The 11,332-nt window shown below is 72.7% G+C and carries 10 protein-coding genes; 3 read left to right on the forward strand and 7 right to left on the reverse strand.

Going from position 1 to position 11,332, the window contains the following annotated elements:
- Positions 1 to 18: 18 nt before the first annotated feature.
- The 7 genes from RF645_RS03125 to RF645_RS03155 form a co-directional block, all read right to left on the reverse strand.
- Positions 19 to 1,758 (reverse strand): LpqB family beta-propeller domain-containing protein, encoded by a 1,740-nt coding sequence (locus RF645_RS03125; RefSeq protein WP_368818571.1) that lies wholly within the window; start codon positions 1,756 to 1,758, stop codon positions 19 to 21.
- Positions 1,755 to 4,190: an MtrAB system histidine kinase MtrB gene (gene mtrB / locus RF645_RS03130; RefSeq protein ID WP_368818572.1), complete on the reverse strand. Its 2,436-nt coding sequence runs from the start codon at positions 4,188 to 4,190 to the stop codon at positions 1,755 to 1,757. Before mtrB ends, RF645_RS03125 begins: the two co-directional genes overlap by 4 nt.
- 23 nt (positions 4,191 to 4,213) lie before the next feature.
- On the reverse strand, positions 4,214 to 4,900 hold the full coding sequence (gene mtrA, locus RF645_RS03135) for an MtrAB system response regulator MtrA (RefSeq protein ID WP_006215317.1): 687 nt from the start codon (positions 4,898 to 4,900) through the stop codon (positions 4,214 to 4,216).
- A 173-nt stretch (positions 4,901 to 5,073) separates the two neighbouring features.
- A complete protein-coding gene (locus RF645_RS03140) occupies positions 5,074 to 6,138 on the reverse strand; it encodes a hypothetical protein (RefSeq protein WP_368818573.1) in 1,065 nt (354 codons plus the stop codon).
- Entirely contained in the window at positions 6,135 to 6,497 is a 363-nt protein-coding gene (locus tag RF645_RS03145) for a chorismate mutase (protein ID WP_006215319.1), read from the reverse strand. Before RF645_RS03145 ends, RF645_RS03140 begins: the two co-directional genes overlap by 4 nt.
- 15 nt (positions 6,498 to 6,512) lie before the next feature.
- Positions 6,513 to 7,691: a tRNA 2-thiouridine(34) synthase MnmA gene (gene mnmA, locus RF645_RS03150; protein WP_368818574.1), complete on the reverse strand. Its 1,179-nt coding sequence runs from the start codon at positions 7,689 to 7,691 to the stop codon at positions 6,513 to 6,515.
- Between the two features lie 136 nt (positions 7,692 to 7,827).
- On the reverse strand, positions 7,828 to 9,048 hold the full coding sequence (locus tag RF645_RS03155; RefSeq protein WP_006215321.1) for a cysteine desulfurase family protein: 1,221 nt from the start codon (positions 9,046 to 9,048) through the stop codon (positions 7,828 to 7,830).
- A 44-nt stretch (positions 9,049 to 9,092) separates the two neighbouring features.
- Here RF645_RS03155 and folP point away from each other — a divergent pair, with 44 nt between their 5' ends.
- From folP to RF645_RS03170, 3 genes are read left to right on the forward strand one after another with little or no spacing between them, the layout of a single operon-like run.
- Positions 9,093 to 10,037 (forward strand): dihydropteroate synthase, encoded by a 945-nt coding sequence (gene folP, locus RF645_RS03160; RefSeq protein ID WP_235044758.1) that lies wholly within the window; start codon positions 9,093 to 9,095, stop codon positions 10,035 to 10,037.
- Entirely contained in the window at positions 10,034 to 10,825 is a 792-nt protein-coding gene (locus RF645_RS03165; RefSeq protein WP_006215323.1) for a dihydrofolate reductase family protein, read from the forward strand. Before folP ends, RF645_RS03165 begins: the two co-directional genes overlap by 4 nt.
- Positions 10,826 to 10,836: 11 nt before the next feature.
- Complete coding sequence (locus RF645_RS03170) at positions 10,837 to 11,301, forward strand: tRNA (cytidine(34)-2'-O)-methyltransferase (RefSeq protein ID WP_024290877.1); 465 nt, start codon at positions 10,837 to 10,839, stop codon at positions 11,299 to 11,301.
- The last annotated feature ends 31 nt before the right edge of the window (positions 11,302 to 11,332 follow it).

An 11,332-nucleotide genomic window follows, 5' to 3' on the forward strand; every position in this document is an offset into this window, starting at 1 on the left:
GAACGACCCGGCGGCGGCTCAGCCGGCGTAGGCGACGTCCGAGACCTCGTCGGTCTGCGGCGACCAGGCCTCGCCGGTGAGCAGGCGCAGCTCGCCGTCGCTCTCCACGTAGATCTCGCCTTCGCCGTCGCCGCCGGCGATGTTCTGCACGCCGTCGACCACGGTCGGCAGGCTGCGGTGGCGACCCGAGACGTCATAGACCTCCGGCGTGCTGCTGGAGTCCCCCTCGGCTGCCACGACGAAGGCCGAATCGCTGATCCAGGCGGCGTAGGCCGGAGGCTCGACGGCGTCCAGATCCACCAGCTGCGGGTCGTTGAGCCGCACGGGCTCGCCATCGCCGCGGCGGATGATGCCGGCCAACAGGATCCGGGAGTCGTCGCCCTCGTCGGTGAGGATGAGGGCACGGGTGCCTCCGCGGGCGACTCGCAGGCTGGCGATCGGGACGCCCTCCAGCGAATCCGCCTGCACCTGCAGGGCCGGGCGGCCGGGCTCGTCGATGCTCGCGGTGCTGACCGCGCCCTCGTCGTCGGCGGTCCAGGCCCAGCCGTGCTGATCCACGGACGGATCCGTGAGCCCGGAGCCGCTGACGCGGTCCACCGGCCGGGGAGCGGCCGAGGAAAACGTCACCATGGTCTCGGCGTCGTCGGCCAGCGCCGCGAACTGATCCATCTCCCGGCTCATGGCCGGCGCGGCGGGCGAGCGCCCCTCGAGGACATCGGCGAGCTCGGGCACCGGGCTGATCTGCCCGCCCTGGTGGAACACGAGCTCCTCGTCGCGCAGGGCGATCTGGCGCCCGGGCACGGAGGCGACGGTGGAAGGCAGGTCGGCGGCCTCATCCGGTGCCAGCTCCACGGCGGAGTCGTTGACGGACATCGCGACGCTGTCGACCGACTCGAGGTCCTGGAGCGTGAGCATGATCTGCCCGTAGATGCCCTGCGTGGTCTCCAGATCAGCGGTGCTGAAGTCCGGGATGGTCATCTCGACCGAGGCCTCCCCGTCCTGGATGGGCACCGTGGAGCCCTCTGCGAGCTCGGCTCCCTCCGGGATGTGGGAGCGCACGGCACCGTCCAGGTAGGGGGCCGGGCCGTTGATCAGCGCGCGCATCAGCTGCGTGGAGACCACGGGCCGATCCGGGAACCAGCGGGGGTCCGGCACGGCGTATTCGCCGCCCGGCTCCATGAAGTACAGGTTGTAGGGCTGATAGACGTCGTCCAGGTTCGTGGCCGGGATGAGCACGGCGTCCGGGGCCGAGGAGATGCGCCATTCGCCGTCGACCTGGGTGAGCTCGAGATCGAACTCATCGGTCGAGCCGGGCTCCTGCCGGTTCATGATCCCGTTGATGTCGATCTGGGCGCGGGTGTCCACGCTCACGCGGACCTGGTCGTCCTCGAGCCCCTGCTGGATCCCCGCCTCTCCGGAGAACACATAGGTCTGCTGCCCGGGGCGCCAGCTGTCGGCCAGCTCGGGAGCCAGGTACCGGCGAGCCGCGGCGTAGTCCTCCGCGGCGCCCTGTCCGGCTGCCAGGAAGTCGGTCACGATCTGCTCGGGACTCGCCCCGGGGGCAGGAGCAGCGAACTCCGGCTCGGCGGACTCGGTGGTCGAGGACGTGGGCGGCTCGGCCACGTGCACGGGACCGGACGTGGGGATCGACGCGCAGCCGCCCAGCACCAGGGAGCCGACGACGCCCATGGACAGCGCCAGGCGAGCGCGCGAGCCGCGCGCACCTGCTGCCCGCGGATCGGGGATGTCCTGGCTCATGACGAGCTCCTTCCATCGGCGTCGTCGTCATGGGGGCCCTCCGGATCGGCCGGCTCGGAGCCGCGGCGCTCGGGATCGGGCAGCTGCTCCGGCAGGTCGCGGAAGGCCGGGAGCTCGCCGGTGTCATCCGGGAACAGGTCCTCGTAGGACTCGTCCAGGTCGTCCTCCTCGAAGTAGGCGGGCGGCTGATCGGGAACCGGAGCATCGCGGAAGGCCGTGCCGCCGATCGGCTCATCAGGCAGAGGGGCGCTGCGTCCGCCGTCGAGCGCGCCGCTGCGCATGCCTGAGCCGTCGCCGTGCGCGCCTGTCGGATCGCTCGGCGCGCCGGAGGCCTCGGACCCCACGGGCGTGAAGCGCGGGCCGCCCTCCGAGCGACCGGCCGCCGAGGCCCCCACGAACGTCCCGCCGATCGACTCGTGCGCCGCCCCCGAAGGCGCCGGTCCGGAAGCCTGCGCCCCGTCCTGCTCCGGAGTCCGGGACGCCTCGGGAGCGGTCTGCTCCTCCTCGTCCTCGGCCTCATCGGCCGCGCGACGGATCTGCGCGAGCTGCAGCTGCCCGGTGGAGCGCGAGACCACCGAGTCCTGGTCCAGCGGGATGACGACCATGGTCCCGGTGTCCGTCACCACGCCGACGACCGGCATGGACTCCGGATCCGGCGGCAGCTCGACGGGCGGCTCGTCGTCCTCGGACAGCGGGCGCGACTGCAGCAGCGGCAGGGACAGCCGGAAGCAGGCGCCCTGTCCGGGCGAGCCCCAGGCGTCGAGCCAGCCGCCGTGCAGACGAGTGTCCTCGGCGGCGATCGACAGCCCCAGCCCCGTGCCGCCCGTGGTGCGGGCGCGCGCCGGGTCCGCACGCCAGAAGCGGTCGAAGACCTTGGCCGTCTGCTCCTCGGTGAGCCCGATGCCGTGATCGCGCACCGCCACGGACACCGCGGTGCCCGAGGCGCGCACGACGATGTCGATCGGGCGGCCCTCGCCGTGCTCGATCGCGTTGACCACCAGGTTGCGCAGGATCCGCTCGATGCGGCGCTGATCCATCTGCACCAGGATCCGCTGGCGGTCGGCGTGCACGCGGATCACCGTGTCGGCATTGGCGGCCAGGGGTGCGGCGGTCTCGAGCACCCCGGTGATCTGCTGGATGATGTTGACCCCGGTGATCTCCAGGCGCGCCGCACCGGCGTCGAAGCGGGAGATCTCGAGCAGGTCGGCGAGCAGGACGTCGAAGCGGTCGACCTGGTGGTACAGCAGCTCCGCGGAGCGCCGGTTGACGGGGTCGAAGTCGTCGCGCGCATTGTGCAGGACCTCGGCGGCCATGCGGACCGTGGTCAGCGGCGTGCGCAGCTCGTGGGAGACGTCCGAGACGAAGGTCTGCTGCATGGACGAGAGCTGCTCGAGACGGGTGATCTGATCCGCGAGGTTGTCGGCCATGCGGTTGAACGATCGGCCCAGCCGGGCGACCTCGTGCGAGCCGTGGACCTCCATGCGGGCATCGAGGTTGCCGTCGGCCAGCGACTCGGAGGACCGGGCCGTGTAGGTCACCGGGCGCACGATCTCGCGGGTCACGTACCAGACCACGCCCGAGACCAGCAGCGCCTGGACCAGCGTGGCCAGAACCAGCACCGCGTGCATGGCATCCAGGGTGCGCTGGGGCTGGGAGAAGTCGTGGACGAAGTAGAGCCCGTACGGCGAGCCCTGCCTCGGCTCCACGACCTGGCCGACGATCACGACGGGCACGGACGGTCCGTTCTCGTCGATCTGCGCCGAGCCGGACTGCCAGTACATGCCCTCGTCCACGCCCACGCTGTCGGCGACCTCCTCCTGCAGCTCCGCCGGGATGGTCTGCTCGCCCAGCCACGGCTTCTCCGACTGGGGCGGGAGCGAGTCGTCGCGGCTGTCGTCCTCGTCGTGCAGCGGCAGCAGCACCCAGCGGCTGCGCGCCCGGTCGCTGCCGGAGTCCAGCCCGCTCAGGGTGGAGGACACGAGGGTCTGCAGCTGCGCCTGGTCGCCGCCCTCGGAGGCATCGAAGCTGGCCTGCACGCTGCGGTAGTCGGCCTCGGACTGGCTCAGCGCCTGTCCCAGGGTGTCGTTGAACAGCCGCTCGGAGATCTGGTGCGAGAGGAAGCTGCCCGTGACCAGGAAGACGATCAGCGCCCCGACCAGCGCGATCGACACGGCACGGAACTGCAGGGAGTGCCGCCAGCGCCGCAGCACCAGCCGAAGGCGCAGGCGCGCCCCGCCGATGGGTCCGCGGTACCGGCGCCGCCGCCTGCGTGCGGCGCGGGGGTCGGTATGGACGACCGTCTCCTGTCCGGGGACATCGACGACTCCCACAGGAAGCGTGGGTCCCGCCGAGCCCGCCACGGACTCGGCGTCCGGGCGCGCGCCGGCGACCGCGGACGAGCCGTGGGCGCCGGTGGAGGAGGGGTCGGTCATGACGAGGGGGTTCTGGGAGGTTCTCAGCGGTGCTCGTGGCCGGCCCGGTAGCCGACGCCGCGCACGGTGACGATGATCTGCGGGTTCTCGGGGTCGCGCTCGACCTTGGAGCGCAACCGCTGGACGTGGACGTTGACCAGGCGGGTGTCGGCGGCGTTGTGGTAGCCCCACACCTGGCGCAGCAGCATGTCGCGGGTGAAGACCTGCTCGGGCGAGCGCGCCAGGGTGGCCAGCAGCTCGAACTCGAGCGGGGTCAGGGCGATCTCCTCCTGTCCGCGCAGCACACGGTGGCCGGTGATGTCCACGGTGACGTCGCCGACCACGAGCTCGGTCGAGGTGGCGCGCGAGCCCGGGCGCAGCCGGGCCTTCACGCGGGCCAGCAGCTCGGCGGGCTTGAAGGGCTTGGGGATGTAGTCGTCGGCCCCGGCCTCCAGGCCGCGCACGACGTCGTCGGTGTCCGACTTGGCGGTCAGCATCACGATCGAGGTGTCCGAGAACTCCCGGATCTCGCCGCAGATCTGGATGCCGTCCTTGCCGGGCAGCATCAGGTCGAGCAGCACCACATCCGGCTCGGCCTGGCGGAAGGCCTCCACGGCCTCGGCTCCGTCGGCGCAGAAGATCGTCTCGTAGTCCTCGGCGTTGAGGATGATGCCGATCATCTCCGCCAGTGCTGCGTCATCATCCACCACGAGGATCTTTGCCTTGGCCACCGGATCGCCTCTCTGCTTCGCGACATCTGCCCGGATCCCTGCGGCAGCGCGGCGTGCTGGTCGTGCGAGGGTGGGCTCCCGTCCATCATGTCAGCTCTGCCGCCCGCAGGCGGGCACCCCAGCCGCGGAAGCGTGGCCGATGCGGATCCGCCCGACGACGCGCCCGCTCGAGCTCACGCCTCCCGGGCGGTGTCCTCGAGCCCTCGGGCGATGTCCGCGACGCGGCCGAGCACGGACTGCAGCCGGTCGGGGGCCAGCTCCTCGAGCCCTGGGCCGACCGCGACCATCAGCCGCGACAGCTCCTTCAGCGGCATGCCGACCTCGCTGATCGGCCGGACGATCGCCTCGACCTCGCGCGAGGTCGACGACGGCCGGGACAGGCCCTCGACCAGGTGCGGCAGCAGCAGGCACAGGTCCGTGCCCGAGTCCTGGATCTCGGCCAGCGGCTCCCAGTCGCGAGCGCTGGGACCGGGGGCGGACACCACGATCCGGTCCGCACCGACCCCCAGGGCCCGCGCCGGCTCCAGGCCCTCCGGAAGCTGCAGCTCGACGCTGAGCGCCCCGGCGGACCGCGCGGCTTCGACCACGCGCTCGAGCCCCTCGCGGACCTCCGACCACGGCACGGCCCGCAGGGTCTGATAGCCGCTGGCGGTGGGGATCCGACCCTCGAGCACGCGCAGCAGCTCGGGCTCGGCCAGGCGCACGACGATCCCCCGCGGGCCGATCGACTGGCGCAGCGCTGAGAGGTGCCCGCCGAGGCCGTCTGCCAGCGAGTCGACCAGGTCCCGGCGAGCGCCGTGATCGCGCAGCACTCGCTCGCCGCCGTGCAGGTGCAGACGAGCGGCCAGGGCGGTCGGGCCCAGCAGCTGCGTGGTGACCGGCTCCAGGTCGCCGTCGGACTCGGCGCCGATGACATCGGCCAGCACATTGAGGTCGCTGGCCAGCAGGGATCGGGCGGCCCGGGATTCCTTGGAGTCGTGGCGCTGCAGGCGCCAGCCGTGCGGCTGCAGGTCGCACCACAGCTCGGTGAGCACGGCGACCGTGCGCGGCAGGTCATCGGCCACGTCCGAGCGCTGGGGCAGCGGCAGCAGCCCGCTGCGATGCGGCGCCCCGAGCTCGCCGCGCATGACCGTGAAGGCCTCCACCGCGCTGGTGCCGGGCAGTCCGCCCACGACCGTGGCGCGCGTGCGCGTCGGCTCCTGAGGCAGGACGGCCGTCTCGGAGGATCGTGCGCTCACCGCTCGGTTCCCGCGCGGTGCTCCTCCGCGATGCGCTCGTGATGGCGGATGACCTCGCTGATGATGAAGCTGAGGATCTTCTGCGCGAACTCCGGATCCAGCTCGGCGTCCTGGGCCAGACGGCGCAGCCGCTCGATCTGCTGGGACTCGCGCTCGGGGTCCCCTGCCGGAAGGTCGTTGGCCGCCTTGAGCTCTCCCACGCGCTGGGTGGCCTTGAAGCGCTCGGCCAGGACGTTGACGAGCACGGCGTCGAGGTTGTCGATGGTGCCGCGCATGGCCCGCAGCTGGGCGAGGACCTCTTCGGTGCCGAGGGACTCGGCCGGGCGCGGGGCGCTGGCGGTCTGATCGTCGGAGCTCATGGTCTCGATCCTAGGTCAGCGGGCGGGCGAGGAGGCCCGGGAAGCGGCCTGGGCGGAGGCGATCGTGGCCTGCCCGAGCACGCGGGTGCCCTGGTAGACGACGGCCGACTGCCCCGGGGCCACCGCGCTCAGGGGCTCGTCGAGCTCGAGCACCAGCTCGGTGCGCAGCTGCCCGTCGTCCTCGACGTCCTCGAGCCGAGCCCGTCCGGGCAGGGCCTCGCCGTGGGCCCGCACCTGGACCTGGACCTCGACCTCCTCGGAGACCCGGCCCGCGCTGGTCCGGGCACCCTGCTGGAAGCGCTCGAACTCGGGCACGGGGCGACCGGCCCAGGACAGGCGGATGCCCCGGATCTCGTCGACCGCCAGGTGCTCCCGCGGGCCCACCACGACCTCGTCGGTCTTGGGCCGGATCTCCAGGACGAAGCGGGGCTTGCCGTCGGGGGCCGGAGTGCCCAGGTGCAGGCCCCTGCGCTGGCCGACGGTGTAGGCCAGCGCGCCGTCGTGGCTGCCGAGCTGCCGGCCGTCGTCGTCGACGATCGCCCCGGGACGCATCTCGACCCGTTCCGCCAGCCAGCCGCGGGTGTCGCCGTCGGGGATGAAGCAGATGTCGTGCGAATCCGGCTTGGCGGCCACCGACAGTCCGCGGCGCTGCGCCTCCTCGCGCACGAGCGCCTTGGAGGGAGTGGGCGCCAGCGGGAAGAGGCAGTGGCGCAGCTGCTGCTCGTCGAGCACGCCCAGCACGTAGGACTGGTCCTTCGCGTCCTCGGCGGCCCGGTGCAGCTCGGGGCGGCCGTCGACCTCGATCACGGACGCGTAGTGGCCGGTGCACACGGCGTCGAAGCCCAGTGCCATGGCCTTGTCGAGCAGGGCCTCGAACTTGATCTTCTCGTTGCAGCGCAGGCAGGGGTTCGGGGTGCGCCCGGCGGCGTACTCGCTGATGAAGTCGTCCACCACATCGGCCTGGAAGCGCTCGGAGAAGTCCCACACGTAGAACGGGATGCCCAGCTTCTCGGCCGCCCGCCAGGCGTCGTTCGAGTCCTCCACGGTGCAGCACCCGCGCGAACCCGTGCGCAGCGTGCCGGGCATGCGGTTCAGGGCCAGGTGCACGCCGGTGACGTCGTGCCCGGCCTCGACGGCGCGCGCCGCCGCGACGGCGGAGTCCACTCCCCCGGACATGGCTGCCAGGACGCGCATGGGGATCTCCTCACAGTGCTTCGGGGTGCTCGATGACCGGCGGGACCGCCGGATCGCCCCTCCAGGGTAGCGGTGCGACGGCAGCCGTGTCCGCCCGGAGCCGCACCGGGCTGCCCGACGACGGTCGGGCGCCGGCTCAGGCGCCGGAGAGCCCTGCGGCCAGGGCGCGCGCGTGGATCTGCGGCAGGGCCGCGACCAGGGCGTCGACGTCGGCCTCGGTGCTGCCCCGCCCCAGGGTGAAGCGCTGGGCGCCTCGGGCCGTGCGCTCATCCAGTCCCATGGCCAGCAGCACCCGCGACGGACGCGGCACCCCGGCGGTGCAGGCAGACCCGGTCGAGGTGGCGAATCCGGCCGCATCCAGCAGGAAGAGCAGGGAGTCGCCCTCGCAGCCGGGGAAGGTGAAATGGACATTGCCGGGAAGGCGCAGCCCGGAGTGAGGCCGATCCAGCGGTCCCCGCAGCACGGCCTGGGGCACGGCCGCCCGGATGCCGTCGATGAGGCGGTCGCGCAGCTGCGCCAGACGCCGCGCCTGCTCCGGCAGATCAGCCGTGGCCTCCCGCACCGCCGCCGCGAACCCGGCCGCACCGGCAGCATCCAGGGTCCCGGGGCGCAGCCCGCGCTGCTGTCCGCCGCCGTGCAGCAGCGGGCGGATCTGCGCTGCGCGCCCCACCACGAGCGCGCCGCTTCCGACCGGGGCGCCGATCTTGTGCCCGGAGACCGCGATCGTGGTCAGCCCGGGCAGCCGCGAACTGATCGGCAGGGCCCCCAGCGCCTGGACGGCATCCACGTGCAGCGGGACCTGGAACTCGGCGCAGACCTCCGCCAGCTCGGCGATCGGCTGGACGGTGCCGACCTCGTTGTTCGCCCACATCACGGCCACCAGGGCCACCGATCCCGGATCGCGGGCGAGCATCGCCTTCAGCTGGGCGGGATCCGTGCGGCCGAGCTCATCGACCTCCAGCACCTCGAGCTGCGCGCCGCAGTGCTGGGACAGGTGCTCGGCTGGCTCCTGGACCGCAGGATGCTCGATGCTCGAGACGATCACCCGGCGTCGGCTCGGGTGCTGCGCGGTCCGGGCCTCCCACAGCCCCTTCACGGCCAGGTTGTCGGCCTCGGTGCCGCCCGAGGTCAGGATGACCTCGACCGGATCGGCCTCCAGGGCTGCCGCGATCGCGTCCCGGGACTCCTCCAGCACGCGGCGGGCGGCGCGCCCGGAGGCGTGCAGCGAGGACGGGTTGCCGCCGCGCAACAGCTGCTCTTGCACAGCACGGGCCGCCGCCGGCAGGACCGGGTGCGTGGCGGCGTGGTCGAGGTAGACGGGCCCGGCGGGCTGGGCGGGGGGCTGCGGATCGGACACGCGGCCAGTGTAGGGAGCCGCCCCGACGGGCTACCGTGACCGATGTGACCGCCGCACCGAGCTCCGTGCCCCCGAACCCCGCCGACGGGGTGCCCGCCCTGCGGCATCCGGTGCGCAGCCTGGCCGGGCGGCGGATCGACTTCCGCCGCGACCTGCTGGTCATGGGCATCGTCAACCGCACCCCCGACTCGTTCTACGACCGGGGCCGGACCTTCGGGCTCGAGGCCGCCGTGGCCGCCGGGGAGCGCCACGCGCAGGACGGCGCGGACTGGGTCGACGTCGGCGGCGTGCCCTTCGCCCCGGGCGAGGCCCTGGATCCGAGGGTCGAGGCCGATCGCGTGGTCCCGGTGATCGAGCAGCTGGCGCAGCTGCGCCCCGGTCTGATCCTCTCGGTCGACACCTTCCACGCGTCGGTGGCCGACGCCTGCCTGGCCGCCGGCGCGCACGTGGTCAACGACACCACCGGGCTCTCCGATCCCGAGATGGCCGAGGCGGTCCGCGACCACGACGCCCACGTGATCGTCACCCACTCCCTGACCGGTCCCGGCGGCCCCCGGACACCGGTGCCGAATCCGCGCTACGACGACGTGGTCGCCGAGGTGCGCGAGTTCCTTGCCCGGCGGATCGACCACGCGCTGCAGCACGGCATCGCGGCGGACCGGCTGATCATCGATCCCGGCCACGACCTGCACAAGACCACCGTCCACTCGCTCGAGCTGACCCGGCGCCTGGGCGAGATTACGAGCCTGGGCCATCCCACGCTGGCGGCGGTGTCGAACAAGGACTTCGTGGGCGAATCCCTGGGCCTGCCGCGCGAGCAGCGCCTCGAGGGCTCGCTGGCGGCAGCGGTGGTCTGCGCCCTGAACGGCGCCCGGATCTTCCGCATGCACGAGCCCGCCCAGGCACGCCGGGCGCTGGACATGGCGGCCACGATCATGGGCCTGCGCGAACCCGTCGAGGCCCGGCACAACATGGAAGGACCACGATGACGCATCCCGATGCGCCGGAGGATATCCGCGGACTCGAGCGGATCTGGCCCGAGCCCGGCTTCCTGAGCCTCGACGAGCTGCGCGAGGACTATGCGCGCACCTGGCCCGATGCCTCCGAGGGCGCAGGGGCCATGATGATCAGCTCGCTCGACGGCTCGGCGGTGCTCGGCGCGGTCTCCGGCGGACTGTCCTCGCCCGCCGATCAGAAGCTCATGGATGTGCAGCGCGGCGTCGTCGACGCCGTGGTGATCGGCGCAGGGACCCTGCGCGAGGAGGGCTACGGGGGCCTGCAGGTCCACGACGATTCCGCCGCCTGGCGCCGAGCCCGCGGCATGAGCGAGCACCCCGTGCTCGTGGTGGTCTCCCGCAGCCTGGACCTCGACCCGGCCTCGGACTTCCTGGCCGAGGCTCCCGTGCGGCCGCTGATCCTGACCGGTGCCGCGTCCTCCGCGCAGCGCAGGAAGGCCCTCGAGCAGGTGGCCGACGTCGAGGTGATCGACGACGGCACCGGCGGCGTGGATCCGCAGGCCGCCCATGAGCTCTTCGCCCGGCGCGGCTGGCAGCGGATCCACAGCGAGGGCGGTCCGACGGTGCTGGCGGCGTGGATGGCTGCGGGGCGGATCGCCGAGCTGCACCTGAGCCTGTCCCCCGTGCTCGCCGGCCGGACCCGGGCTGGCCTGCTGGGCGAGGCGATCGACCCGCAGCGCCTCGAGCTGGCCCAGGTGCTGCGCGACGGCTCGATGCTGCTCACCCGCTACCGGGTCCGGAAGGCCGCGCAGCGCCCGTAGACTCTGGGCCCATGGTGCGCATGCTTCTGGTGGAACCCGAGATCCCCGGCAACACGGGCAACGTCATCCGCCTCTCGGCGGTGACGGGTGCCGAGCTGCACCTGGTCGAGCCGCTGGGCTTCGACTTCGACGACGCCAAGCTGCGCCGCGCCGGACTGGACTACCACGACCTCGCGGGCATGCACGTCCACGCCGATCTCGAAGCCGCGTGGGAGGCGCTGCGACCGCAGCGCGTCTTCGCCTTCACCACCACCGGCACGTCCTCCCACACCGCCGTGCAGTGGCGCGACGACGACGTCATGATGTTCGGACGCGAGTCGGTGGGGCTGTCCGAGCAGCACAAGGCGGACCCACACGTGACGCAGGAGATCCGCATCCCCATGCTGCCGGCTCGCCGCTCGCTCAACCTGGCCAACAGCGTCTCGATCGCCGTCTACGAGGCCTGGCGCCAGAACGGCTTCGACGGCGCCGTGTGAGACGGCGAGCCGCCGCTCAGCACCCGAGCGG

Origin of the sequence: Kocuria sp. CPCC 205260 (assembly GCF_040981045.1) — a bacterium.
GTDB classification, from domain to species: Bacteria; Actinomycetota; Actinomycetes; order Actinomycetales; family Micrococcaceae; genus Kocuria; species Kocuria palustris.

Excerpts from the sequence above, each read along its gene's own strand:
- mnmA (WP_368818574.1), bottom strand. The coding sequence starts at position 7,691 with ATGCGCGTCCTGGCAGCCATGTCCGGGGGAGTGGACTCCGCCGTCGCG.
- RF645_RS03125 (WP_368818571.1), bottom strand. The coding sequence starts at position 1,758 with ATGAGCCAGGACATCCCCGATCCGCGGGCAGCAGGTGCGCGCGGCTCG.
- RF645_RS03170 (WP_024290877.1), top strand. The coding sequence starts at position 10,837 with ATGGTGCGCATGCTTCTGGTGGAACCCGAGATCCCCGGCAACACGGGC.
- RF645_RS03145 (WP_006215319.1), bottom strand. The coding sequence starts at position 6,497 with ATGAGCTCCGACGATCAGACCGCCAGCGCCCCGCGCCCGGCCGAGTCC.
- RF645_RS03165 (WP_006215323.1), top strand. The coding sequence starts at position 10,034 with ATGACGCATCCCGATGCGCCGGAGGATATCCGCGGACTCGAGCGGATC.
- mtrB (WP_368818572.1), bottom strand. The coding sequence starts at position 4,190 with ATGACCGACCCCTCCTCCACCGGCGCCCACGGCTCGTCCGCGGTCGCC.